Origin of the sequence: Culturomica massiliensis, assembly GCF_900091655.1 — a bacterium.
Taxonomy (GTDB): Bacteria; Bacteroidota; Bacteroidia; order Bacteroidales; family Marinifilaceae; genus Culturomica; species Culturomica massiliensis.
In genome coordinates, this window is record NZ_LT594621.1 from 2,313,012 (window position 1) to 2,339,517 (window position 26,506).

At 42.8% G+C, this 26,506-nt stretch carries 28 protein-coding genes; 5 read left to right on the top strand and 23 right to left on the bottom strand.

Annotated elements, in window-relative coordinates:
• Positions 1-41 precede the first annotated feature (41 nt).
• Positions 42-1,155 (top strand): peptide chain release factor 2 gene (gene prfB, locus BN8908_RS11160; RefSeq protein ID WP_148453293.1). Its coding sequence is split into 2 segments (ribosomal slippage): positions 42-104 and positions 106-1,155, totalling 1,113 coding nucleotides; the frame shifts between segments, so codons are not numbered across the junction.
• Between the two features lie 47 nt (positions 1,156-1,202).
• On the opposite strand, the gene BN8908_RS11165 is transcribed toward prfB, so the two are convergent.
• The 7 genes from BN8908_RS11165 to BN8908_RS11195 all read right to left on the bottom strand — a co-directional run bounded on the left by BN8908_RS11165 (position 1,203) and on the right by BN8908_RS11195 (position 8,457).
• The gene (locus tag BN8908_RS11165; protein WP_021988212.1) at positions 1,203-1,889 is read right to left on the bottom strand and encodes a DUF3298 and DUF4163 domain-containing protein; all 687 of its coding nucleotides are present in this window, start codon (positions 1,887-1,889) and stop codon (positions 1,203-1,205) included.
• 35 nt (positions 1,890-1,924) lie between these two features.
• Complete coding sequence (gene pdxT, locus BN8908_RS11170; RefSeq protein ID WP_068690639.1) at positions 1,925-2,497, bottom strand: pyridoxal 5'-phosphate synthase glutaminase subunit PdxT; 573 nt, start codon at positions 2,495-2,497, stop codon at positions 1,925-1,927.
• A 116-nt stretch (positions 2,498-2,613) separates the two neighbouring features.
• Positions 2,614-3,483, bottom strand: coding sequence for a pyridoxal 5'-phosphate synthase lyase subunit PdxS (gene pdxS / locus BN8908_RS11175; protein ID WP_021988210.1), 870 nt, complete (start codon positions 3,481-3,483; stop codon positions 2,614-2,616).
• A 277-nt stretch (positions 3,484-3,760) separates the two neighbouring features.
• On the bottom strand, positions 3,761-4,909 hold the full coding sequence (gene galK, locus BN8908_RS11180; protein ID WP_068690640.1) for a galactokinase: 1,149 nt from the start codon (positions 4,907-4,909) through the stop codon (positions 3,761-3,763).
• Positions 4,910-4,939: 30 nt separating this feature from the next.
• Positions 4,940-6,226 carry an MFS transporter gene (locus tag BN8908_RS11185; protein ID WP_021988208.1) on the bottom strand — a complete coding sequence of 429 codons (1,287 nt, stop codon included), beginning with the start codon at positions 6,224-6,226 and terminating at the stop codon, positions 4,940-4,942.
• A gap of 35 nt (positions 6,227-6,261) precedes the next feature.
• Positions 6,262-7,356, bottom strand: a complete 1,095-nt coding sequence (locus BN8908_RS11190; protein WP_068690641.1) for an aldose epimerase family protein — start codon at positions 7,354-7,356, stop codon at positions 6,262-6,264.
• A gap of 231 nt (positions 7,357-7,587) precedes the next feature.
• Positions 7,588-8,457 carry a sigma-70 family RNA polymerase sigma factor gene (locus BN8908_RS11195; protein WP_021988206.1) on the bottom strand — a complete coding sequence of 290 codons (870 nt, stop codon included), beginning with the start codon at positions 8,455-8,457 and terminating at the stop codon, positions 7,588-7,590.
• Between the two features lie 216 nt (positions 8,458-8,673).
• Between BN8908_RS11195 and rpmH the strand changes: the two genes are divergently transcribed.
• Together rpmH and BN8908_RS11200 are read left to right on the top strand one after the other, a co-directional pair.
• Entirely contained in the window at positions 8,674-8,832 is a 159-nt protein-coding gene (gene rpmH, locus BN8908_RS18245; protein ID WP_074042463.1) for a 50S ribosomal protein L34, read from the top strand.
• Positions 8,833-8,989: 157 nt separating this feature from the next.
• Positions 8,990-9,724, top strand: a complete 735-nt coding sequence (locus BN8908_RS11200) for a hypothetical protein (RefSeq protein WP_068690642.1) — start codon at positions 8,990-8,992, stop codon at positions 9,722-9,724.
• A gap of 204 nt (positions 9,725-9,928) precedes the next feature.
• On the opposite strand, the gene BN8908_RS11205 is transcribed toward BN8908_RS11200, so the two are convergent.
• From BN8908_RS11205 to purE, 3 genes are all read right to left on the bottom strand, one after another.
• A complete protein-coding gene (locus BN8908_RS11205) occupies positions 9,929-11,995 on the bottom strand; it encodes a helix-hairpin-helix domain-containing protein (RefSeq protein ID WP_068690643.1) in 2,067 nt (688 codons plus the stop codon).
• Positions 11,996-11,998: 3 nt separating this feature from the next.
• Positions 11,999-12,799, bottom strand: coding sequence for a hypothetical protein (locus BN8908_RS11210; RefSeq protein WP_021988203.1), 801 nt, complete (start codon positions 12,797-12,799; stop codon positions 11,999-12,001).
• Between the two features lie 71 nt (positions 12,800-12,870).
• The gene (gene purE, locus BN8908_RS11215) at positions 12,871-13,377 is read right to left on the bottom strand and encodes a 5-(carboxyamino)imidazole ribonucleotide mutase (RefSeq protein ID WP_021988202.1); all 507 of its coding nucleotides are present in this window, start codon (positions 13,375-13,377) and stop codon (positions 12,871-12,873) included.
• A gap of 109 nt (positions 13,378-13,486) precedes the next feature.
• On the opposite strand from purE, the gene BN8908_RS11220 reads away from it, so the two are divergent.
• Positions 13,487-14,044 (top strand): phosphoribosyltransferase, encoded by a 558-nt coding sequence (locus BN8908_RS11220; protein WP_021988201.1) that lies wholly within the window; start codon positions 13,487-13,489, stop codon positions 14,042-14,044.
• A 47-nt stretch (positions 14,045-14,091) separates the two neighbouring features.
• Positions 14,092-15,081 (top strand): GTPase ObgE, encoded by a 990-nt coding sequence (gene obgE / locus BN8908_RS11225; RefSeq protein ID WP_021988200.1) that lies wholly within the window; start codon positions 14,092-14,094, stop codon positions 15,079-15,081.
• Positions 15,082-15,129: 48 nt separating this feature from the next.
• Here obgE and hisIE read toward each other — a convergent pair whose 3' ends face one another.
• From hisIE to BN8908_RS11295, 13 genes are all read right to left on the bottom strand, one after another.
• Positions 15,130-15,735, bottom strand: coding sequence for a bifunctional phosphoribosyl-AMP cyclohydrolase/phosphoribosyl-ATP diphosphatase HisIE (gene hisIE, locus BN8908_RS11230; protein WP_068692251.1), 606 nt, complete (start codon positions 15,733-15,735; stop codon positions 15,130-15,132).
• A 114-nt stretch (positions 15,736-15,849) separates the two neighbouring features.
• Positions 15,850-16,605: an imidazole glycerol phosphate synthase subunit HisF gene (gene hisF / locus BN8908_RS11235; RefSeq protein ID WP_068690645.1), complete on the bottom strand. Its 756-nt coding sequence runs from the start codon at positions 16,603-16,605 to the stop codon at positions 15,850-15,852.
• A gap of 102 nt (positions 16,606-16,707) precedes the next feature.
• A complete protein-coding gene (locus BN8908_RS11240) occupies positions 16,708-17,418 on the bottom strand; it encodes a 1-(5-phosphoribosyl)-5-[(5-phosphoribosylamino)methylideneamino]imidazole-4-carboxamide isomerase (protein ID WP_068690647.1) in 711 nt (236 codons plus the stop codon).
• Between the two features lie 26 nt (positions 17,419-17,444).
• Positions 17,445-18,029, bottom strand: coding sequence for an imidazole glycerol phosphate synthase subunit HisH (hisH, locus tag BN8908_RS11245; RefSeq protein WP_021988196.1), 585 nt, complete (start codon positions 18,027-18,029; stop codon positions 17,445-17,447).
• The gene (hisB, locus tag BN8908_RS11250; protein WP_068690649.1) at positions 18,026-19,123 is read right to left on the bottom strand and encodes a bifunctional histidinol-phosphatase/imidazoleglycerol-phosphate dehydratase HisB; all 1,098 of its coding nucleotides are present in this window, start codon (positions 19,121-19,123) and stop codon (positions 18,026-18,028) included. Before hisB ends, hisH begins: the two co-directional genes overlap by 4 nt.
• A complete protein-coding gene (hisC, locus tag BN8908_RS11255) occupies positions 19,120-20,172 on the bottom strand; it encodes a histidinol-phosphate transaminase (protein WP_068690650.1) in 1,053 nt (350 codons plus the stop codon). Before hisC ends, hisB begins: the two co-directional genes overlap by 4 nt.
• An 11-nt stretch (positions 20,173-20,183) precedes the next feature.
• Entirely contained in the window at positions 20,184-21,464 is a 1,281-nt protein-coding gene (gene hisD, locus BN8908_RS11260) for a histidinol dehydrogenase (RefSeq protein WP_068690651.1), read from the bottom strand.
• A 19-nt stretch (positions 21,465-21,483) separates the two neighbouring features.
• Positions 21,484-22,341 carry an ATP phosphoribosyltransferase gene (gene hisG / locus BN8908_RS11265; protein ID WP_021988192.1) on the bottom strand — a complete coding sequence of 286 codons (858 nt, stop codon included), beginning with the start codon at positions 22,339-22,341 and terminating at the stop codon, positions 21,484-21,486.
• Between the two features lie 366 nt (positions 22,342-22,707).
• Positions 22,708-23,754: a hypothetical protein gene (locus tag BN8908_RS11270; protein WP_021988191.1), complete on the bottom strand. Its 1,047-nt coding sequence runs from the start codon at positions 23,752-23,754 to the stop codon at positions 22,708-22,710.
• Between the two features lie 30 nt (positions 23,755-23,784).
• Positions 23,785-24,324 carry a DUF4924 family protein gene (locus tag BN8908_RS11275; protein ID WP_021988190.1) on the bottom strand — a complete coding sequence of 180 codons (540 nt, stop codon included), beginning with the start codon at positions 24,322-24,324 and terminating at the stop codon, positions 23,785-23,787.
• A gap of 11 nt (positions 24,325-24,335) precedes the next feature.
• Entirely contained in the window at positions 24,336-24,731 is a 396-nt protein-coding gene (locus tag BN8908_RS11280; protein ID WP_021988189.1) for an RNA-binding S4 domain-containing protein, read from the bottom strand.
• Between the two features lie 251 nt (positions 24,732-24,982).
• Positions 24,983-25,558 (bottom strand): aminoacyl-tRNA hydrolase, encoded by a 576-nt coding sequence (gene pth / locus BN8908_RS11290; protein ID WP_068690653.1) that lies wholly within the window; start codon positions 25,556-25,558, stop codon positions 24,983-24,985.
• Between the two features lie 14 nt (positions 25,559-25,572).
• Positions 25,573-26,142: a 50S ribosomal protein L25/general stress protein Ctc gene (locus BN8908_RS11295; RefSeq protein WP_021988187.1), complete on the bottom strand. Its 570-nt coding sequence runs from the start codon at positions 26,140-26,142 to the stop codon at positions 25,573-25,575.
• Positions 26,143-26,506 lie beyond the last annotated feature (364 nt).

Genomic DNA, 26,506 nt, shown 5'->3' on the forward strand with positions numbered 1-26,506 from the left:
TTTTGGGACAACTTTATTTTAAAACTAAAAATATTAATGACATGATTACAGTAGATCATATAAAAGAGCTAAAAGAGCGTGGTGACGCTTTGAGGAGGTATCTTTGACGTCGATCACAAAAAGATCGAATTAGAAGAAACGGAATTGCGCACTCAGGCTCCTGAATTCTGGAGCAATCCGAAAGAGGCAGAAGTCGTTATGCGGAAAGTCCGCGAATTAAAAAAATGGATTTCGGGATGTGAAGATATTCACCGGGCTGTCGGAGACCTGGAAGTACTTTTCGATTTCGCCAAAGAAGGCGAAGCCACGGAAGAAGAAGTCGAAAAGCAATACCGGCATGCATTGCAACTGATCGAGGACCTGGAATTGAAAAACATGTTGCGCGAGGAAGCAGATTCCATGAGTTGCGTATTGAAAATCAATTCGGGAGCCGGAGGTACGGAAAGCCAGGATTGGGCTTCCATGCTTATGCGGATGTATATCCGTTGGGCAGAAGACAACGGTTATAAATTAGCCATCAGTAACCTTCAGGACGGCGATGAAGCCGGTATTAAAACAGTGACAATGGAAATCGAAGGAGACTCGGCATACGGTTATTTAAAAGGTGAAAACGGCGTACACCGTCTGGTGCGGGTGTCTCCGTTCAATGCCCAGGGCAAACGAATGACCTCTTTCGCCTCTGTATTCGTTACCCCTTTGGTAGACGATTCAATCGACATTGTTATCAGCCAGGCAGCTATCAGTTGGGACACCTTCCGCTCCGGAGGTGCCGGAGGCCAGAATGTCAACAAAGTTGAATCGGGTGTACGTTTGCGCTATCAATACAAAGACCCGTATACCGGAGAAGAGGAAGAAATTCTGATTGAGAATACCGAAACCCGCGACCAACCGAAAAATAAAGAAAATGCACTGCGCCAATTGCGCTCCATTCTTTACGACAAAGAATTACAACATCGTATGGCTGAAAAAGAAAAAGTAGAAGCCAATAAGAAAAAAATCGAATGGGGATCGCAAATCCGCAGTTATGTTTTCGATGACCGAAGGGTAAAAGATCACCGGACAAACTACCAGACATCCAATGTGCAAGCGGTTATGGACGGCGATATCAATGATTTCATCAAAGCCTACCTCATGGAATTCGGCGGGGAAGGATAAAAAAATGGAGAATTAAAAATTCTCCATTTTTTATTTTTCTATCGTTTTTATTTCAACCAAAGTCCCTGTAATTCCGTTCTCGGTATGTAGACTTCGGCAACACCGCAAGAATAAGGTCCCAGGACATACTGCGGATAAGTAAAGCAAACCGCCGTCGGTGTCAGATTAAAAGCCGTAAATCCGTTTGTCAAGGTCGGTTTATCCGTAAAGCATCCTTGTTCATCTTTAAAATTACGAGCCAGCAAATCGTTGAGTTTTTCTGCTTCTTTAAAATTCAAAACCTGATCGGCAGCAACAAAAGCCTGCCGTTTGATATCGTAATTGAATGCATCAAAACCCGTCATACCATGGGCACCTCCCGTAAAAGTATATACCTGCATACGGACACTGATATAATTTTCATCCGCCATAAGGACGGTATCACTTACATACAACTGATAACTCCATACAGGCCGATTGATTGTATCTTTCTCAAACGTACTGAATAAATCGTCGGCATCTTTCTTCAATTGAGCCTGTAACGTATCAATGCGCTTCTGAATCGCCTCATTGACAGCCACACAGGCTTTATTTACTTTCGGATCGGCAGAAGAAAAAACACTTTTCTCTACATGCACTTCCCAATTCGGTGTCTCCTCAACAAACTTTACCTCAGACACATCAATTTGTACCGGTTTCTGACAACTTCCCAGCAGAAACACCAGGCCTGTCATTATCAATAAAATATTTTTCATTACTTATTTTTTTAGATTTTATACGGAGTATCCGGTTATTCGTTACACATATCGATAAAATAACGATGAAAAGAAGAATCATTCGTCAATTCCGGATGAAAAGACGTGGCGAGCATATTTTTTTCCCGGGCAGCTACTACATGCCCTTGAATTTCACACAGGACATCTACTCCGGCCCCGACTTTGGTCACATAGGGAGCCCGGATAAAAACCAAAGGAATCGGCTCGGAATTGACTGCCGGAATTAAAATATCCGTATCGAAACTATCAATTTGAGTCCCGTATGCATTTCTCCTTACCTTGATATTCATTACAGCCAAATGTTTCATCGGATCGTCTTCCAGTTCCTTTGCCAGCAATATCATTCCGGCACAAGTTCCCCATACCGGCAAACCGTTTTCGATCTTCTGCCGCAAGGGTTCCATCATACCGGTCCTTATCAGCAATTTACCGATCGTAGTACTCTCTCCTCCGGGCAAAATAATACCATCCAACTCCTCCAATTGCCCGGGATATCTGACATCCACAGCCTCATGTCCCAATCGTTCAATATGCAACTCATGTTCGACAAAAGCCCCTTGAAAGCCCAAAATTCCAATCTTTTTCATTCGATTATTCATTAAGCCAGGTATTTACACAAAATGTCCCAAGAATCAGTCTTTCCAGTAAAATAAAGCTTATCACTATGATTTCACCGCTGAAACTGATTTTTGGGACATCCTTATTACCAACCTCTTTCTGCGTACTTGTTTTCTAATGTTTTAATTTCAAGTCCGGACATCGGTTCTCCTAAGTTTTCGGACAATTCAGCCAACTTAGCCGGATCGTTGAAATAAGTAACAGCTTGTACGATAGCTCTGGCCCGTTTTGCCGGATCGCCTGATTTAAAAATACCGGATCCCACAAAAACACCTTCAGAACCCAACTGCATCATCAAGGCAGCATCAGCAGGAGTTGCAATACCACCGGCAGCAAAATTCACAACCGGCAACTTACCGTTTTCATGCACATATTTTACAAGTTCGAAAGGAGCTCCGAATTCTTTAGCCAAACTCATCAGTTCTTCAGCAGGTGCATTTTTTACCCGACGCATATCATCTGCAATCTGACGCATATGGGTAACAGCTTCCACAACATTTCCCGTTCCGGCTTCTCCCTTGGTACGGATCATAGCAGCACCTTCTCCAATACGGCGTAATGCCTCTCCCAGATTCCGGGCACCGCAAACGAAAGGTACTTTAAAAGCGGTCTTATCTACATGATACAACTCATCTGCCGGAGTCAGCACCTCACTCTCGTCTATAAAATCGATCCCTATCGCTTCCAATATCTGAGCTTCTACAAAATGTCCGATACGTACTTTGGCCATTACCGGAATAGAAACTGCCTTCTGAATTTCTTTTATCATCTGTGGATCCGACATACGGGCCACACCGCCGTCACGACGGATATCAGCCGGAACCCGTTCGAGCGCCATTACAGCACAGGCACCTGCAGCCTCAGCTACCTTAGCCTGCTCTGCGTTTGTCACATCCATAATAACTCCGCCTTTCAACATTTGTGCGAGGTTTTTATTTAATTCGTACTTTCCCATAAGGTTATATTTTATAAAATTAATATATAAGATATTATAAATCTCTGCATTTACGCAATATACATCTACGAGTTTCAAGTTCCAACATTCACCCCCTATTTCACTTACATATTTTAGGTAAAAAGTTGTAAAATCTCATTAAATGTTCGCAAATATAGGAATTTAGTTTAAGAAAAAAGAGAAAAAGCGTAAACAAAGAACTGAAAATAGAAGAGAAAAAGCAATAAAAAAAATGCAGGAGGTATTCCCTCCCGCATTTCTTTTATATAGAGCCGGATCAGCTTAAACGACGGGCTCCGTCACTGATTTTTACCGGATATATTTTCGGCTCTTTACCAAATTCCGCCTTAAATTTAGCAATTGCGGTCTCGATAAAGTGATCGTATTTGTCTTCCGGTACTAAATTGATGGTACAACCACCGAATCCACCTCCCATAATACGGGAACCGGTTACCCCGCATTCTTTAGCCACATCGTTGAGGAAATCCAGTTCCACCGTACTCACTTCATACAATTTACTCATACCGTAATGGGTTGCATATACATTCTTACCCACGGTCTCGTAATCTCCTTTTTTCAAAGCCTCGCAAGTGTCAATCAAACGCTGATTCTCCTGAATGGCATAAGTTGCCCGCATATAATCTTCTTCGCTGATTTTACCTTTTACTTCTTCCAGCATTTCCATGTTGGCATCTCCCAGCAATTTAACTTCCGGATGGTTTACCGCAATGGCAGCAGCAGCCCGTTCGCATGATTGCCGGCGTTTGTTGTAAGGAGAATCCACCAACTCGTGCTTGGTGACAGAATCCACCAGTACTACTTTATATCCTTTCGGATTAAACGGAACATATTCATATTCCATCGTACTGCAATCCAAACGGATCAGATTCCCCTCCTTACCGAAGATAGAAGCGAACTGGTCCATAATACCGCAATTCACCCCGCAGTAGTTATGTTCTGTTTTTTGGCCGACCAATACCAACGTTTTCTTGTCAAAACCGCAATTATAGATTTCATTCAAAGCAAATCCATAGGTACTCTCCAAAGCTGCCGATGAAGAAAGACCGGCTCCCAGAGGTACATCTCCTGCAAAAACAGTATCGAAACCTTCGATTTTTCCTCCCCTTTTCTGCATCTCCCGGCACACGCCGAAAATATAACATGCCCACGAAGCTTTCGGCTTATCTTCCTCACGAAGGCCGAATTCGGTATAATCATCCAAATCCACAGAATAAGCTCTTACCTTATCGGTTCCGTTCGGCTTGATCTCTGCCAGAATTCCTTTATCGATTGCTCCCGGGAGCACACATCCTCCGTTATAATCGGTATGTTCCCCGATCAGATTCACACGTCCCGGAGAAAAATACAACATACCTTCTGTTCCGAATTTTTCTTTGAATTTCGTTCTTACTATATTAGTATCCATACTACTTTTATCTTTATTGTTCATAATCCATTACTCAACCGGTATGTTCTTGTTGACATTTTTCGAACCGGCAATCGCATAATACAAAAGGTATACCAACGCTCCGAAAATAACCCAATAACTGGCCAGGTATGAAGAAACGTCGGCAACAACACCTTGCAGTAAAGGCAATAATCCGCCACCGCAAACCATCACCATGAAAATACCGGAAGCAGCTTCCGTATATTTACCCAAACCTTCCACAGCCAGGTTAAAGATACCACCCCACATAACGGAAGTACACAAACCGCACAACACAAGGAGCATGATACTAACCGGAATTTCTGCCATTCCGAAAGAAATATCAGACTGGAAAACAGGCATTTTAATCGTACTGGAGATCGGAGTAAACATAGCCGCCAATGTCAAAATAATACCCAAAGCGGAAACAAAAACAAGCATCGCCTTGCTGGATACTTTCGCTCCGATAGAAGCGCCTACCAAACGTCCGACAAGCATTAAAAACCAATAGGTACCGACTACCGAACCCGCTGTCGTCGTATCGATACCAAGTCCGCCTTCGGTAGCACTACCGGTCATAAACGGATTGATAAACATCTGGATACCGACTTCTATACCTACATACAGGAAAATAGCAATCGCTCCCAATTTAAAATGCCGGAATGACAAAGCACTGTGTTCATTCTTTTCAGCCGTTTTTTCACTGACAGTTTGGCGCGGTTCGGGAATATTCACAAAGAAAAGCACGATAAATGCCAGCGCAAAAATACCAAGCGCCAGAAATAATGCCGGATTTGCATCCTGAATTGTGGCCGTACTCACATTGCTACCGATCAGATAACCTACCAATACGGGAACAATAGTTGCATTCAATGAGTTAAAGGAACCACCGATCTGTATCAACTGATTTCCTTTATTTCCGCCGCCTCCCAGGGTATTCAACATCGGATTTACGACCGTGTTCAACATACACATGGAAAAACCGGCAACAAATGCACCGATCAAATAAATAGCAAAACTTTCAGCGATACCTGAAAAATACTGAATCCCAACCCCGACAAAACCGACGATAATAGCCGCTAAAGCCGTCTTTTTATATCCGATTCTCTGCAACAGGAAACCTGCAGGAATACCCATAAAAGCATAAGCGATAAAATTGGCCGCATAACCCAATGTAGCCATCAGGTTAGAAGCACCGAACTGGCTTTTGACGATGATGCCCATCGGATTTTGTAAACCGGTTACAAATGAAATCATACCGAAAAGCATGATCATCATTATAATAGGCAAAGTGTAGTTTTTTTTCTCTTGTGTCATAATTTAAAATATTTAGTGTAATGATTATTCTGGAATTATTTTTCTATACCGAATTTATAGATACATTTTTGTGTATAAACCTCCCCGGGATGCAATACCACTGAGGGGAAATGAGGTTTATTAGGACTATCCGGGAAATGTTGCGTTTCCAGGCAAATAGCACTCCGTTCCGGATAAGTCGCACCATACTTGCCCTCAAATCCGCCCAGCCAGTTGCCCGTATACAACTGAACCCCCGGTTCTGTCGTATATACTTCCAGGGTACGTCCGCTCTCGGGTTCTGTAACTTTAGCGGCAAAAGAAAGCTCACCTGTCTCTTTTTTGTTCAACACATAACAATGGTCATATCCCTTCCCGAAAACCAACTGCTCGAATTTGTCATCGATACGCTCTCCGACAACATGCGGAGTCCGGAAATCCATCGGGGTCCCGGCCACGGGGGCAATCTGTCCCGTCGGAACGGAAACGTTATCCATCGGGGTATAATGGTCTGCATTAATCGTCAGAATATGATTACAAATCGTAGGTGTAGGCTTGGCATTTCCGGCCAGATTAAAGAATGAATGCTGAGTCAGGTTGATGATCGTTGTCTTGTCGGTCATTGCCTGGTAAGAAATCTCCAAGGCATTATCATTGCTCAAGTGATAAATCACCTCTACAGATAAATTGCCCGGAAAACCTTCTTCACCATCTACCGACAAATAATTCAACTTTAACGTTTGCGAATTCAGTTGTTCAGCGTCCCAAACGACAGCATTAAAACCTGTTAAACCACCATGAAGCGTATTCGGCCCGTTGTTTATTGCCAATGTATATTCCTTCCCTTCCAGCGTAAATTTTCCTCCGGCAATCCGGTTACCATAACGTCCTACTAAAGACCCCAGGTATGGCTCCGGTGTATGCTGATAATCATGCAGACTACTGTGCCCCAATACAACATCGGCATAATCGCCGTTTTTATCCGGAGCCATTACTGCAACAACAAAACCTCCGTAATTGGTTACAGCAATTTCCATTTCATTTTTATTCTTCAAAATGAACAGGTCGGTTTCCTTCCCATTCACTTCCGCCTGGAAATCTTCACGCTTTAAAGCGATCCGACTTTTAGGCAATAAATTGTTAGGTGTCATAATTTTCGTTTATATAATAAATACCTTTCCGCACCCTTCAGGATTCGGAAATTTCTCAAATTTTTCTCCGTTATTTCTTCATCACACCGGCTTTCAATATATTTTCTACCGATCCGACATACATTTGCAAAAATAATCCGATTTTATACAATATCAAATAAAAAAGAGGTCTTTCGACCTCTTTTAGGAATATTTATGCAACAAATAATACAACAAATTAAAAATAAATAACTAAAGATAAGTTTTCAACCGGCGAATTCCTCCGTTTTCTTTCAACTTACGCAAGGCCTTCGATTTCACCTGACGTACCCGTTCACTGGTCAGTTTCAGTATTTCTCCGATTTCCTCCAAAGACATACCCGGCTTACCGTTTAAGCCGTAATACATACTGACAATCGTTGCCTCACGCTCATTCAGCATAGACAACGAACGTTCGATATCCTTTTTCAAAGAATCCTGAATCAAAGCGGTTTCCGGCGCAGGCATCACATTGTCACCGGCGATGTAAATATCGTACAGATTAATCGTTTCTTCTCCGGTTGTCAACGGAGCATCCATAGACAACGGCTTGACAGCAATCTTCATGTTTTCTTTTACATCTTCCGCGGAAATATCCATTTTTTCGGCAATTTCTTCCGCCGTAGGCTCCCGCTGATACTCCTGTTCCAGTAAAGTATAATATCTGTTTACTTTATTAATGGTACTGATTTTATTGAGAGGCAAACGAATCAGACGGGAATTTTCTGCAATAGCTTGTAAAATAGACTGCCGTATCCACCATACCGCATATGAAATAAACTTGAATCCTTTTGTTTCGTCAAAACATTCGGCCGCCTTCATCAATCCCAAATTCCCTTCGTTGATTAAATCACCCAAAGTCAGACCGTGATTCTGATATTGCTTGGCAACAGATACAACAAAGCGCAGATTACTCAACACCAACTTCTCCCGGGCTTGCCTGTTACCAGCCTTGATCTGCTTAGCTAAAACCACTTCTTCGTCGGGCGAAATTGCACGAATCTTACCTATCTCCTGTAAATACTTGTCGATGGAATAAGATTCTCTTTCGGTAATCTGTTTGACGATCTTCAATTGCCTCATAATAGCTTTATCCTCCTTGATTTAATCAATCAAAATAATTTATCATTTGACTCGCAATTACCCCATTATACGTGAAAAGAAAAAAAAAGTTTCAAAAAATAAATAAAAACACCTGCTTTTTCTCCCTTAAAAAAAATAGCATTTCTTTGTAGTAATCAAAAAAATCCATACTTTTGCAGTCCGAAGTTTGAAAATAATATTCAAAAAATAAGTGCAATGAAACGTACATTTCAACCATCTAACAGAAAGAGAAGAAACAAACATGGTTTCAGGGAAAGAATGTCTACTGCAAGCGGTAGAGCTGTATTAGCTAAAAGAAGAGCTAAAGGAAGAAAAAAGTTAACTGTATCTGACGAACACAGACACAAAGCTTAATCTTTTCAAGATATAAAAAGAGCTGCTCTGAGGGCAGCTTTTTTTATGCAATACTCCGGACTGTTTATGGAAATAATAAGGACAAAACCTCCGGGAATCGTTCCTACTATTTTTATTCACACAGAAATGCTTTAAATTTGTAGCATAAACAGATAGAATGGACAAGAACACAGAACAATGGAACGAAATAAATGAGTTATTATCGAAAAACGGTGCTCATTTAAATGTCCTGGAAGAGGAAATAGACATCGAAATTCAACGGGAATACTTCAACCTTGCTCATTCCATAACCAAAAAGCCCCGGAAATTCAAGCAACTCTGTAAAAAGTATACAGAAAACATCAACCAATTATTCGACGAAAATATACCGGAGAAACAAAAAAAAGAAATGCTCACCGTCCTGGCGACACTGGACGACATCTCCATTTACCGGGCTATCGAAAATTTTTCGAAACAGGACACTCCGCTAAAATCCTGGGCAACGGTAGCTCTTCAACAGTCACGGATGCTTATCCAATCCAATCTTCTCGAAGATCCTGAAATTTTTATTTCTACGGGATTGGGTGGACGAGGCAACCTGTTGCGTTATTTTTGCGTGTTTTTAAACCGGCAAAAAGAGAATTCCCTGGAGGAATTCCAGCAAAAAATCGTCCGCAACGAGACAGAAGCAGCCTTATCTCCTTTAAAAGGGGAACTGGAACAGATTCATTTTTCAACCGGTTACTCCACATTTACCGTTCTCATACCGCTGAATGCAGACCTGAAAATATTATTTTCGGGCATTGTCGAGGAATGCAACCTATACGGAAATTTTCTACACGAAAATATGATCATCACAAACGTGAAAAAATTGTCCGATGAAGAAATACAGAGCCTTCTCAAAAAGAAATAACCCAGGTTTAAAATTTTAGATTTCAGATTTTTGATTTTAGATTTACGATTATACCCATATCCTCCCCTGCAAAAAGAGGTGTCATAAATGATAAATCAAAAATAAATGCAGATTTCAGATCAAATAAATCCGATAACGAATCGGTTTGTCAAACAATTTCAGATTTACAGACCTACAATTTCGATTCGTTCTTCAATCGTGAGTCTACAATTTTACACGCAATTGCACAATTACATCAAAAAGTTTATTGTCTTCTACCTTAGTTACCGAAGAACCTAAATATTCCCGGTCCGGGTAATAAGTCATACCGGACTTCAAATAAAGCGTCACCGTAGAAAAAGGTTTCCAGTTTAAATTCACATAAGTACGTATCCCCCGGTCGAAATAAGCAGGAAAAGAATAACCGTACAAAACCGTATTCTCATAAGTATATATCCTGGAATAATAAGAATCCGTATCAAAATAAGCGACCCGGAAATACCCTTTGAATTTCGGAGAAGCTGCCGTATAAACCACATCCTGATAAATCATATATCCACTCTCCTTCCGCCCCCCTTTCTCATATAAAGAAAGATCAAACCGGGAGCGGAGTTCCCATTGCCGGTTTATCCGGGAGGTAAACTGATAGCGGAACTCTTCTTTCCGGCGAAGAACCGATCCCAATACCGCACCTTTTCTATCCTCCGGCTTTTTTTCCCGCTTATAACGAAAAAGATGTCCGAAAGCGGAACAGGTATAGCTTACAACAACCGATGTCTCCTGCCCGTATCCCGGCATAAAGGCATTGTAACGCGGACTGAAAAAATGAAACCAATCGTAATAAGCATTGATCTTCAGATTAGGGAAAAGAGTTAAATCCGCCCCCAGATATACACCTTCTTCATTCGAAGTATTCGAATATTCGCCAAATCCGCCCGCATAATGCGATACATACTTCTTATCATACCGGCGGTATAAGGCACATAAAGCCACTTTACTGCTACCGCTGAAACGCAATCCGTTCACCGTAGCCCAACCTCTCCGGGCTGCATAAGCCGTCTCTCCGAACAAATATATATTTCCCCATCCCGTTTTATAATCGGCACTGACTAAAAAACGGCGATTGCCGGTATCATGATACCGGCGATATACTTTATCTCCGATTTCGATTTCCGGATTGAAATCATAATACAGCGCATTCACCCCAAACCGCAACAAAGGAGTATTCCAACGTACCGAAGCCCCTGTCGTCAATTCCTTCAATACATTCTTTTTTTCACATTCGTTCTTATTCCGGTGATACCCGGAACGATACAATGCCGCAGTAAGTACATCATCATCGGTAAGACTATCCATTTCTAAAATGGTTCCGTCTGTCCTTTTATAAGAGAAAAACAATTCTGCCGTCACATCTTGCCATGGCTTTAAAGCGACGGCCATACCCCGCAGGTAATTATTCTCATCGGTAGAAGTATACGGAGCAATCCCCCGTGCCGACTTCTCATTTCCCAATGCCAATGCCGATTTTCCCGATGTAAAACCACTCCAGACCAAAAGCCCCTGTCCCCACTGTATCCGGTAATCCCCCAAAGCCAGCGTACGAATTCTTCCGCCGGCAGTAGCATATAAATGAAAAGAAAAGAAATCGAATCCGGTCTTTTGATAACGCGTAAAATAGGCTTCCCCCGGATCATTCTCCAACGTAATTCCCCCCTGTAAATGTTTTCCTATTTTCATCTTATATTTTACGAATGTTCCCAACGGTATGCCCCTGAAACGACTATCCAGTTTTTTCCGGTATTGTGCTTCTGTTTTAAAATTCCGGGGCGAATAAACTTTATACCCTTCCTGAAACGGCCAGGCAAGCTTACTTTGTGCGACAATTTCATGGGACATCGTTTTTTTGACAGCCCTTACCCTATCCCTTACGGATACATCTCCTATCCGGACAAAAGGCCGGATATTGGTCAAATCCTTTTTCCCGATACCGCCCACCAACAGCAATTCCTCCAAAGCGAGAAAGACCCCGTATTTTCTGCGAAATGCCAGTATATTGTCAATCTGATTGTCGGAAAGAAAAAACAACATTTTCAATGAATCGAAATCAGCCGTATTGATATCGAGCGGAGAAACCTGCAACTGAAGTAAACCAGAAACCATCTCTTCATAGCCTTCTTCCGAAGGCCGGATATCATTCGATTCCAGCAACTCTTCAATGTCAGCAAGTTCCTGTGGATACAATAAACCGATTGTACCCAGCAAAATAAATCCGATAAAAAACAACCGTTTCATTGTTCAAAACTTACCGCATAAACTGATACCAAGCGTATTCCCCCGCTGAGGATGTGTATTGTAATCCAGAGTCAGCTCCATAAAATCCAACAAACAACCGACTCCCGCATAAATCTTATTGTATCTGTTTTTCAGTCCACCACGAAAAGTCAGTAAATTATTATAGGTAAATGCAGTCCCCACCGAAAAATACCAGACCCCATCAATCCGGTCCGATTGCATAGCCAACAAAAACATACTGTCCGGTTGCCAGGAAACCGCAATAGCATAGGCTTCCGCTACATACAATTGTTCCGGAGCCGTCAACCGGGCGATATCCCCGGGATTATAAACATGTAAGCCACATAAGATATTTTCAGGTAAAGCAATCAGAATACCTGTCTCGAAAAAAAAAGCCTGGCGGACCTGCGGCTGCTTAGCTACAAATGAATATAAATAATCGATTTTTACCCCTATATTCAGGAAACGTCCCAAACGACGTCCGTATGCCAGTCCGATGAGTTGTTCATTGTATTTTTCATAACCGAAATGTGAATAAGTAATAGCCGGCACTCCCCATCGGGTAGGTAAGAGGGCAAACAGCGACTTTATACTGAGTTCATGTAATCCCAATACCTGCCGATAGGAAACGCCGACTGCAATCCGGTCTGTCCGGGAGATTCCGGCTTGATTTGAAAAAACACACCACGGGGAAAAAGAAGCACAGTCGACGTCAGCCATTCCGGAAAAGGGCGTAGCAGCGTCCTGCACCTGTGCCTGGATATTTGCTGCCGTTAAGAATATTAACACAAACAAACATCTCATATCCTCAAATTTACAAAATTTAAGGACATGAGCGGTAACGTTTATTTAATTATTTTTGGAAATAAATAAAATCAGTTGGTCTTATAAGTATATTTTACTTCTGCCAATTCTTTATTCGCATCCACAATTTTCTTTTTCAATGATTCCTTGTAAGCCACAACTTTCTTCTTCAGCTCAATATCTCCTACGGCTAAGATCTGTGTCGCCAGTATTCCGGCATTCATTGCCCCATTGATAGCCACCGTTGCCACAGGTATCCCCGGAGGCATCTGTACAATAGCCAGCAAGGCATCCATACCTTCCATTGAAGCTTTAATCGGCACACCAATAACCGGTACCGGAGTCATCGCAGCAATAACCCCGGGCAGATGTGCTGCCATTCCGGCTCCGGCGATAATGACCTCGATACCTCTGCCTGCCGCATTCGTAGCAAAAGATTCCACTTCTGCCGGAGTCCGATGTGCAGATAAGGCATTTATTTCAAACGGAATACAAAAATCATCCAATACCTTCGCTGCCTTCTCCATGACAGGCAAATCCGAAGTACTTCCCATAATAATACTTACTTTCGGTGTCATTTTATCATATATTAAATTCAAAATTGTACTTTTGTGCAAAGTAAATAAAAATGTAACGTAAACAAAAAAGAGATCGTTAGATTCTCCGGGTCATAAACAGTAATATACAATGAAAAAAATAAAATTACACGACAAAGAATTCAGATTGCTTCTTGAAGCTTCTGTTATAGATTCGGCCATACAAGAACTTGCACAAAAATTAAATCGGGATCTGGAAGGAGAAAAACCGTTATTTCTAAGTGTACTCAACGGCTCATTTATGTTTACTTCTGACCTGATCAAACAGATTACTGTTCCCGGAACTGAAATCTGTTTTATCAAAATAGCTTCTTATGCCGGCACTTGCTCTACAGGAAAAGTCCGGGAATTAATCGGCTTCAATAAAAACATCGAAGGCAGAACAATCGTTATCCTGGAAGACATGATCGATTCGGGAAATTCGATGGCTTATTTGCTGGATCTGCTGGCTGCCCGCCATCCGAAAAAAATTGTCGTAGCGACCATGTTCTATAAACCCAAAGCCCTGGTTTGCAAAATCCCGGTGGATTATTACGCATTATCTCTGGAAAATGACTTTGTCGTAGGACGGGGCCTCGACTATGACGATTTGGGACGCAATTTACCGGATTTATACATTCTGGACGACCAACCGGCAAATCACGCTTAATCTCATTTCCGTGACCGATTTCATTTTAAATTAATCACAATACCTATATGGCTTCAACGAATTTCATCGACTATGTAAAAATATTCTGCCGCGGCGGAGCGGGAGGAAAAGGTTCTGCACATTTACACCGGGATAAACTCACCGCAAAAGGCGGTCCCGACGGTGGAGACGGAGGACGCGGAGGCCATGTAATACTTCGGGGCAACCGGAACTACTGGACCCTTATCCACCTGAAATACCAACGTCACGTATTTGCCGGCGACGGAGAAAGCGGTAGTGAATCCCGCTGTACAGGAGCCGACGGAGAGGACAAGATTATCGATGTACCTCTGGGTACCGTTGCCAAAGATGCCGACACCGGAGAAGTCATATGTGAAGTCACTCAGGACCAGGAACAGGTCATCCTCGTAAAAGGAGGACGCGGCGGACTCGGTAACTGGAACTTCAAATCCGCCACCAACCAGACTCCCCGTTACGCACAACCCGGAGATCCCCGGGTAGAACGTACCGTCATCCTGGAATTAAAAGTACTGGCCGATGTCGGTTTGGTAGGACTCCCCAATGCCGGAAAATCGACCTTGTTATCTGTTGTTTCTGCCGCAAAACCGGAAATAGCCAATTACCCCTTTACCACTCTGGTTCCCAATCTGGGTATCGTATCCTACAGGGATGGTAAATCTTTTGTCATGGCCGATATTCCCGGTATCATTGAAGGGGCTCATCTCGGCAAAGGATTAGGAATCAGATTCCTTCGTCACATCGAGCGTAATTCCGTGCTTTTGTTCATGGTCGCCGTCGACTCAAATGACATTCATGCCGAATACAAAATCCTGCTGAACGAATTACGGGAATACAACCCGGAATTACTGGATAAAAAAAGAATCCTCGCAATCACCAAATGTGATTACGCAGACCAGGAACTGATCGAAGAGATTGAAAAAGACCTTCCGAAAATTCCTTATGTTTTCATATCCTCCGTTGCCGGAACCGGTATCACCGAGCTAAAAGATACATTGTGGAAAGCCCTCAATAGCTGATAAAAAATCCCCGCACCATACCATGCGGGGATTTTTCATCCGACACATCTACTTTTCTGTTTTATGCCTGCCTTTCAATACATCTATGACTTGCTCCAGACCGTATCCTTTCGCAATTAATAAAACCAAATAATGATACATCAAATCGGCGGCCTCATTCAAAAACAGATCTTCCCGGTCATCCTTCGCTTCTATCACTAACTCCACAGCCTCCTCTCCTACTTTTTGAGCGACCTTATTTATTCCTTTGGAAATTAAACGTGCCGTATAGGATTCTTCCGGAGATTCTTCTTTTCGTATCTTCAGATATTCCTGCAAATAAAAAAGGAAACCGGAGTGCCTGTTGGTTTCCCCCCAACAGGTATCCTTTCCGGTATGACATACCGGTCCTGCCGGAGCTACTTTTACCAACAACGCATCTTTGTCACAATCGGACCTTATCTCTTTTAAATACAGATAATGCCCGCTTTTTTCTCCCTTTACCCACAATCGCTGCCGGGAACGGCTGAAAAAACAAACTTTACCGGATTCTATCGTTTTTAGCAGCGAATCCCGGTTCATATAAGCCTGCATCAATACAACCTGTGTATTTATATCCTGTATGATAGCAGGAATCAATCCTTTTTCATCAAATTTCAAACTGTCTATATCCATTTTCATTTATTTAAAATACGCACTGACTCGTGAAATGACACACGGGGACGGACTCATTGTGTCATTTTTCCACGAGCTTATCTTTTAATTTAAAATCCAAAAACTACCATTAAATCACATCCTCACCGGTATTCCTTTCCCCTCCAGATACTCCTTAACTTCACCAACAGTCAATTCTCCATAATGGAATACACCTGCAGCTAAAGCGGCATCCGCTTTTCCGGTATCGAAAACCTCGTAAAAATCGGCCAGTTTTCCCGCTCCCCCCGAAGCAATAACCGGAATGCCGAGTTTTCCGGTAAGCCGGGCCAAAGTTTTACAGGCAAATCCGCGCCGGGTTCCGTCCTGACTCATTGCAGTAAACAAGATCTCACCTGCCCCCCGTTCTTCCGCTTCCTGCGCCCAACTGAAAAGTTCTTTTCCGGTTTTTTCCCGTCCTCCTTTGCCATACACCTGCCAAACCCCATCCTCTTCCCGGGCATCTATTGCCACAACGACACATTGCTTCCCAAAATTGTAAGACAACTGTCCGATTAATTCCGGACATCGCAAAGCAGCCGAATTCACCGATATTTTGTCCGCTCCCTTTTTCAATAAAAATTCGACATCTTTTTCTGTTGTAATACCTCCGCCCACCGTAAAAGGGATATTGACGGCGGCAGCAACACACCCGACCCAGACAGACTGTGTTTTCCGGACCTCACTACTTGCCGTGATATCCAAAAACACCAATTCGTCTGCACCCGCTTCCGAATAACGGGATGCCAGATCGCTAATGTCTCCGGCATCTTTCAAATCCAAAAAATTTATCCCTTTCACTGTTCTTCCGTTCAAAACATCCAGACACGGAATGATACGTTTCGCCAACATATGCTGATCTTTTAGTAATCCTCAAATAATCATTCTCAAAAATTTCACACCGACTTACAATCTGTAAAACCCGGTTGTCCGCCAACCGCCGGACATCAGACTTCAATTACCGAACAATTCTTCCAATTTGATCCGGTTTTCATAGATTGCCTTTCCTACAATTGCCCCATACATCCCCAGCTCCTCCAACCCGGCCAAATCAGCCATCCGCGATACTCCACCGGAAGCGATCAGCTTCAATACCGGATATTTCTTTCTCAACTCGCGGTACAAGCCAAGCGAGGCACCTTCCAGCGTTCCGTCTTTGGTGATATCTGTGCACATCAGATACTTCAGTTGCCCTTCATAAAAATCGACCAACTGATATACTGTCGTATCCGTCACTTTTTTCCAACCGTTAATGCACACCTTTTGATTCCAGACATCCGCCCCTATTATCAGGCGCTCTCCGCCATAACGGGCCAGCCATTGACACACCTGCTCCCGTGCGGATTGTGCCAGACTGCCGATACAGACAAAAGCTGCCCCGGCATCGAAAACCTTTCTGATATCCGTATCAGACTTAACACCCCCTCCGAAATCGACAATCAATCCGGTTTGTCTACAAATTTTAGCCAAAACAGCCTCATGTATAACCCCCGACGATTTCGCCCCGTCCAGATCGACCAGATGCAAACGCCTACAGCCGGCAGCTTCAAAACGCAAAGCAACTTCCAACGGATCTTCGGCATATATCTTACACTGACTGTAATTGCCCTTTGTCAGGCGAACACATTTTCCATTTATAATATCTATCGCAGGTATAATATCCATTTTCTATCTTTTATAAATTCAAACATTCAATATCCACAAATAAAATTCCGTAACACCATTTCACCCGTTCGTGAAGATTTTTCCGGATGAAACTGACAGCCATAAAAATTCTCTTTTCGAATGGCAGCCGCAAAACGGCATTGATAATTACAGACCGCTATCCGGTATCCATTATCCGGGACATAATAGGAATGCACGAAATACATCCATTCTTCGGATTGGCAACCGGTAAACAAACCGGACTCCAATTCATCTATAGTATTCCATCCTATATGAGGAATCTTTTGCATTCCCCTGATCTGCAAAACATCCAATGGAAAAATGTTCAATCCGGCCGTATCTCCTTCTTCCGTATATCTGCACATCAATTGCATACCTAAACAGATGCCCAGAACAGGTACTTTCAACTCCGGTATAACCTGATCCAAACCACAATCCCTCAATCGCTTCATGGCAACGGAAGCCTGTCCTACCCCCGGAAAAATCACCCGGTCAGCAGACTGTACAACCATAGGGTCCCGCGACAGAAGCACCTCGTATCCCAGGCGTTCTACAGCCCTTTGTACCGAAAATACATTCCCGGCACCATAATCGATAATCACTATTTTCATATCATACCTTTTGAGGAAGGCACCGTTATCCCCGTCTGCCGCACAGCGGCACGCACACTCCGGGCAAATGCCTTAAATATACTTTCAATCAAATGATGTGTATTCTCACCATCAGCTTTCACATGTAAATTACACATACACCCCTGACAAAATGAGGCAAAAAAATGCCGGATCATTTCCGTCGGACAATCCCCCACATATTCCCGGCTGAATTCCACCTCCCATTTCAAATACATTCGGCCTCCAAAATCCAGTAACACTTCCGTCTTCGAATCATCCATCGGCAAAGCAAAGCCATAACGCTCGATTCCTTTCTTGCTTCCTAAAGCCGTCCTAAAACATTCGCCCAAAACCAACCCCGTATCTTCTATCGTATGGTGCTCATCTACTTCCAGATCACCCCTGACCTCTATCTCCAAATCCACACCACCGTGCCGGGCAACCTGTAACAACATATGATCGAAAAAAGCGATTCCGGTATGTACCTTACCTCTCCCGCTCCCCTCCAGATTCAAACTGATCCGGACGTCTGTTTCCTCCGTTTTACGCACTCGTTCAACCCGACGGCTCCGTTGCTTCAAAAAAGCATAAATCATATTCCAATCCCGGGATACATATACGACAGGCAAATCCTTCCAATCCTGCATGCCTAAATATATTCCTTTTAACCCCATATTGGCAGCCAATTGCATATCGGTTAAACGATCCCCTATTACATAAGAATTCTCATAGTCCAGGTTCTCATTAAGATATTTTTCAACCAGTCCGATACCCGGCTTACGGCCAAAAGAATATTCTTCGGGTAAACTCGAATCGATTAATATCTCATCGAAGACAATGCCTTCTCCCTCCAGGGTTCTTTCCATCAATTGTTGTAAAGGCCAGAAAGTTTCTGCGGGAAAGCGACCTGTTCCCAAACCGTCCTGATTCGTCACCAATACCAAACGATAATCGGTTTCCTCTGCTATCTTCCGCAAAGCTCCGATAACACCCGGGAAAAAACAGAATTTACTCAACTCATCTACCTGAAAATCAGTTTCCGGTTCACGGATAATCGTACCGTCCCGGTCGATAAACAAAATCTTTTTTCTCATTCCGACGGATATAATTTATTTGTCCAGCAAGCCAGCAAACCCAATAACCGGTCATTTTCCTCACGGTTTCCCACTGTAATCCGTATCCCTCCGGTCAGTAAAGGAGGTATATCCCGCAAACGGGTAACGATCCCATTCCGGAGAAGAAACCGGTATAGCTCATCTGCCTGCGGGGAAGTTACGAGTATAAAATTTGCCTCGGAAGGGTATACTTTTTCAAAAATACCCGATTGCAAAAATGCCTGTAACAGACGCTCCCTCTCCCTCCGGATACAAGCAACGTTGTTCCGGAAACCGTCCCGGTCCTTTAATGTCCGTACAGCAGTCTGCTGGGCTAAAACGCCGATATTATAAGGTGGCTTCACCCGATTCAGAACAGCGATCAGCTTTTCGTTCGCAAATCCCATTCCCAAACGTAGCCCGGCCATTCCCCAGGCTTTCGACAACGTCTGTAAAACAAACAGATTCTCATACCGTTCCAGTAAACCGATAGCCGACGGCATATCTGTAAAATCGATATAAGCCTCATCTACGACAACCATGCAGTCCGACACCTTACATAAATTTTCAATATCGGATAAAGGAATGATATTCCCGACCGGGTTATGCGGCGTACATAAAAAAATAATCTTTGTGCAACAATCCCTCTGTTGCTCTACCTTCCGCCAATCCGGTAAAAAGTTCACTGTTAAATTTATTTTCCGGACCTCGACATCGTTGATTGCCGCACACACTTCATACATGGTGTAGCCCGGAGAAAAAACAATGATATTGTCTATCCCCGGCCGGCAAAGCGAACGGATCAATAAATCGATCAGCTCATCGCTTCCGTTTCCCAGAATCACATTTTCCGCCGCAACCTGCTTAAAATCGGCCAGAATAAATTTCAAACAACGCTGATAAGGGTCCGGATAACGATTGAATCCGTTTTCAAACGGACTCTCGTTCGCATCCAGAAAGACAGCATCCATATCCTCATATTCATCCCGGGCACAGCGGTAAGGCTTCAGTTCCCGGATATTTTTCCGTATTAAAGACTCTATTTCCATACGATTTTCTGTTATTTATCCTCCATTCTCACTTTCACGGCATTTTTATGAGCGAACAATTGTTCATTTTCAGCCATTGTCATAATGACAGGAGCCAGATACTTCAACCCGGCAGCCGTGATTTCCTGAAAAGTGATCTTTTTTATAAAGGCATCCAGATTTATCCCGCTATATGCCTTCGCATAAGCTGCTGTCGGTAAAGTATGATTGGTGCCGGAGGCATAGTCCCCGGCACTTTCCGGAGAATAATTACCCAAAAATACAGAACCGGCATTCTGTATATCCGGGATGTATTTTTTGTAATCGGCTACACACAAAATCAAATGCTCCGGGGCATATTCATTTACGACCCGTATACAACCGGCTATATCCGGCATAACGACAAACTTAGCGTATTGCAAAGCAGCAACAGCGACTTCCCTCCGGGGCAAAACGGCAAGTTGCCTTTCCAGTTCCCGCTCTACATCCGGAAGTATTTCCGGACAGCAAGTGACCAAAATGACCTGGCTATCCTTCCCGTGCTCTGCCTGCGAAAGCAAATCGGCAGCCACAAATCCGGGCCGGGACGACTCGTCTGCAACCACCATTACTTCGGAAGGGCCCGCCGGCATATCGATAGCCACACCATATTGCAAAGCCAGCTGTTTTGCCGCCGTCACATACTGATTACCGGGTCCGAAAATTTTATACACCTTAGGTACGGTTTGCGTTCCGAATACCATAGCGGCAATAGCCTGCATCCCTCCGATCTTATATATTTCAGTCACACCACAATAACGAGCTGCCCATAAAATCGCCGGATTAACGTTTCCTTCCCTGTCGGGGGGTGTACACATGACGATCCTACGACAACCGGCAATGCGGGCCGGAATAGCCTGCATCAATACCGACGAAAACAAAGGAGCGCTTCCTCCCGGAATATATAAACCGACCCTCTCGATGCCTCTCACTTCCATCCAACACCGGAATCCGGCTTCGTTCAAGTATTCGCATTTTTTCATCTTCTGTCCGTTATGAAAAGCTTCTATATGTCCCGCTGCCTGCCGGATAGCCTCTTTCAGTTCCTCCCGGATCATGCTCTCTGCCTTGTCCAATTCTTCCGGTGATACTCGTAAGTTTTCCAGATGCACCCGGTCGAAATACCAGGTATATTTTTTCACAGCCGCATCACCGGTCTTACCGACCTCAGTAAAAATATCCCGGCCGATTTTTTCCAGATCATCCGTTTTTATCCCCGGACGAACCAACAGATCCGCCAATTGCTCTTCAGATGGATTAATCAATGTTTTCATTTTATATGTCCGATTAAAATTAAAGAATCATTTTTTCGATAGGAATTATCAATATCCCTTCGGCACCTACCGCTTTCAACTTCCCGATCACTTCCCAAAATTCATTTTCCTGAACGACGGAATGTACCGAAACCCAACCTTTCTGACGGAGAGGCATAATTGTCGGACTCTTCATTCCCGGCAACAAAGCACACACTTCATCCAATACTTTTTCCGGAGTATTCAATAAAATGTATTTACTATTTTTAGAAGCTAACACAGCCTTGATCCGAAACACCAACTGATCCAGTATATCCTTTTTCTCTGTTTCCAGGTTTGGATTCGCCGCTAATATGGCCTGAGATTCGAATATCTTATACACTTCTTTCAAACCGTTCTTTACCAGTGTACTGCCGGTACTGACAACATCACAAATCGCATCCGACAACCCGATATTCGGTGCAATTTCGACAGAACCGGAAATCTCGTGTATTTCGGCTTCAATAGCATGCTCCGTCAGAAAGTCTTTTAACGTATTCGGATAGGAAGTTGCTATTTTCTTGCCTTGCAAATAAGACAAATCTTTGAACTCAACAGCCCTGGGCACTGCTATCGACAATCGGCAACGGGAAAAACCCAAATCCAAAACAGGAACAATACCGGTTTTCTTTTCTTTTTCGGTATTATCTCCGATAATGGCTATATCGGCAATCCCATCCCGTACATACTGAGGTATGTCTGAATTTCTCAGATACAATACTTCCAGTTGAAAATTAGAAGCCTGAGCTATCAACTGATCCTTACCCACATTGAGAGAAATACCACACTCTTTTAATAAAGTCAGGGAGTCTTCACTTAACCGACCCGATTTCTGAACAGCGATTTTTAAATTGGTCATAACGTTAGGATGATTTTAACGCTATACCTGAACCAGAAAGGAATATAAAAAAAGCCCGCCTGATTCAGGCGAGCTTACTATACTATTTAAGATTACAGCACAGGAGCATCATCTCACCTGAAAACAGCGATGACAATGATGATGATTATGATGTAATACAGATTTTCTCATTTTTTCAATTTTACAGGGACAAATGTAGAAGGAAATATGGATTATCCAAAATATACAGAACAAAATGTTACATTTTTAACAATCGAACGTATAAAAGCAGCCGGAAATGAAACAAGATACCCGTAAGATTTATCAAACCTTACGGGTATCCTGAATTCCGGGCATTCCTTGCACACTATAGCCGTAACAAACGGTCTACTGAATATAAAGGTTACCGCTTCTGATATCAACCAACACTTTTCCGTTGTATTTCTTATCTCCGACAAACCCGGTTTTCACAATTACATTCTTCTCTGATGCCGGCTGCTCTGTCAGCTTCAGACTGCGGGGTAAATCCATTCTCTTCAAAGCTTTATTATATCTAAGTTCCAGGTTATATCCGGCACCGTCCATAAAAGTCAGACCTACTTTTGTATAAGAACCTTTCACCTCTACGGCAGAAAAATTAAAATGGATATTCCGCACGTTAATTTCCCCATATTTCATATCCATCTTCAACTCGTCACCAATATCCTGTATCTCAAATTTCGTCGAACCGGCATTACCGTTCATACTCTCGATCTGTCCCAACTTCCACTCTCCGCCACGGGATGAAATGTTCAATCTGGTTACAGATTCCAGTGTCCCCGTACAATTATCCGGACTTATTTTTATCTCATTGGCATTATCGATCTTAATATCGCATCCCTTAAACTGCCCGTTCAGTTTATCCACATCGGTTATCCTCAAGCTCCCGTCAGATTGATTGATCTGCAATTCTCCTTCTTTCAAACTGCCTCCCTGAAAATTACCGGATTTGATATCCACAATCAAATCTCCGGAAAAATTATCGACAAATACGTTTCCTTCTTTATTAATCAAACGTAATTTTATTCCTTTCGGAATAATCACCTTATAATTTATTGCGATCTCGACTCCCGACAGCAATTGCTTAAAAGTCATGTCTTTTCCGATTGTCGTCTCCAGATTCAAAAAAGCACCGTTCACGACGTCCTTCACATCAATATACTCCATCAGCTCATCGGCTTTACTACCGGATTTTGCCGTCACAGCAATACTGGCTGAAACGGTAATCTGATCCGCCTCTTTTTGCTCGACTTCAATCTGTCCGTATTGATTGGAAATCACAACCTCTTTAATATCGCCTTTATCGAATGACTTCTGATATTCTTTTTTACTGGTTACAGCTTGTAAATTCAAGCTGATCACCATAATCCCTAAAATAATTAATATAGCCTTCATGGGTTTATTCTATTAAATACAATAATAAGCTTATTTGTTTTCTTCTTCCATTTTTTTATACCGGGCAGCCAGATAACCGATCATTTTACCAAAGGCTTCCATGGCCTGCAACGTTTGAGCCGACACCTCTTTCTTTTGCAACCGCAGCATCAAATGTCCATATAAAGCATTCAATGCCAATTCAACATCCGACACCTCATTCCCGACACCTGCTTTTGTCCGGAATTCCACCAGATTCATGGCAGCCCCGGAGACAATCTGCTGATAACGCATATCGTGAACCTCATGCAGCAAGAAAAAATGTAATTCCGTCAACTCATTCACATCATTTCTCAAAACCTGGATATGTCCGGCTTGCTCCACTTTTTCCATCCGCATCATTTCGATCAGATTGTCATACCAGTCGTACATTTCCTGTGCCGTTTTTTCATCCACCTGAAAACGAGCGATCAATTCGTTCTTTACCCGGTTGATATCCAAGCCCAATCCCCTCAACATATCCTCCACCTGCCACATATACAATATATATTCGGCAATATTACTCTTTTTTTTCTCTCTGGCTATTAACATGATACTTGTATTTAATCCTCCTCATCACAATTTTTCATCCGGTCGATCATCCGGCGGTCACGCTTCGTAGGACGACCGCTTCCTCTTTCCCGGTATTCAAAGCCCCATACCTTTGCCGCATTCAGCAAGTCCAACTGCTCCTGCGGTGTAATGTCCTCCACAAAATCTGCTGCCAGTTGAGCCGACATGCGTTTATCAGCAAGCTTTTTCACCAAAAAATGACGCTCGATAGGAGACATCCTCACCCGGACAATCTCACCGGCTCTCACTTCCCTCGACGCCTTCACATGCACATCTCCAATCCTTACATGTCCTTTGGCACATTCCTCAGCAGCCAACGTCCTTGTTTTGAAAATCCGGACAGCCCACAGCCATTTGTCTATCCTTACTCGATCTCCCTCTAACATACCTCTTAAATTATAGATTCGTGTCTTTCTATCGTTACAAAAATACAACCTCTCCGGTTAAAAAAGAATTTACTCCCCTCAACAAAACTCCTGCTCCGATAAATCTAAAATTACACAATGAGTCCGTCCCAGTGTGTAATTTCCAGGCCGGCTCTGTTTTCAGTTTAAAATCTGAAATTCCAGCCGGAACCGGTCGCACCCCCGGTCGTAAATCGTAAATCAAAAATCTTTAGGGTGCTATGATTCCGTTGTTATTCCGTAATTACCTTGCCGTTAAACATCGTCATCGTCTTCCCTAAGCCTTGCAATACAAAGCTAACGATAATCTCTTCACACCGGTGCAACATAGCCGGTAAATGTTTTTGTTCGTCTTCATGCCAGGTCCCCAGCACATAGTCGATCTGGTATCCTTTTGAAAATACATTCCCGATACCAAAACGCAAACGGGCATAATTATCCGTGCCGAGAATCAGATTGATATTTTTCAAGCCATTATGCCCTCCGTCACTACCTTGTCCCCGCAACCGAAGGGTTCCAAACGGCAATGCCAAATCATCGACAATTACCAACACGTTTTCCAACGCTATTTTTTCCCGCTGCATCCAATAACTCACGGCTTTTCCACTCAAATTCATATAGGTGTTCGGTTTCAGTAACACCAAAGAACGTCCTTTCAATTTGACTTCGGCAACAGCTCCGTAACGCATATCTTCAAAAACAGCATTGGACGCCTCAGCAAAGGCGTCCAACACACTAAATCCGATATTATGTCGCGTATCCTGATATTCGGGGCCGATATTACCCAACCCGACAATAAGATACTTCATAATTTCACTTCAAACTATTTTTTATCTTCTGCGGCTTTTGCAGCTCTTGTCATCTTAACCTGAGCAACAACCACCTCTTTTGCATTTACAATCTCGAATTTGTCGAAAGACAATTCTTTTACCTTGATTGATTTACCCAATCCCAAAGAAGTTACGTCAACATCCAACTCTCCCGGAAGATCAGCCGGAAGTGCTTTTACCTTCAATTTACGGATAACCTGCACCAATTTACCACCGGCTTGAACACCCTCTGCAAAACCTCTCAATTTCACAGGAATTTCCATTATAACCGGTTTATCAGCAGAAATCTGGAAAAAATCAATGTGTAATACACGATCTGTCACCGGATGAAATTGGATATCTCTCATTACAGCATTATAAGAAGTTCCGTTGATATCCAATTTTATCGTATATACCACCGGAGTATACAACAATTTAGAAAGATCTTTCTCTACAACAGAAAAATGTACATTTTCTCCACCACCATAAAGCACACAGGGAACTTTTGCATCTACTCTTACAGCTTTTGTTGCTTTCTTGCCTAAATCGTTTCTCTTTTCTCCTTTTAATTCAAATACTTGCATAATAACTCATATTACGTGCTACTCAAAAACAGGCCTAAACTCCGGGGGTATAAGCCAGCCTGTTTTCCCATCACACTATTTTCCATTATTCCCCGTTTAAAATCAGGTGGCAAAATTACAAAAATTATTGGAAAACAGAAATAAGCCGATATAAAAAATGAGGCCTCCCGGACTAGCATTAGCGTGTGTGTATTGGGAAAGATACTGCGTCATCCGAAAAGCCTCAAAATTTGTCATTTATTTACGCAAAAAAAACAGAGATGTTCTACTCTTTAATAACAATTAAATACCCCTAAAGTTTTTTGCAGGAACAAATAAAACCCCGAAAACCTTTTTTCTTTCAAATAATGATTTTATTTTTGCC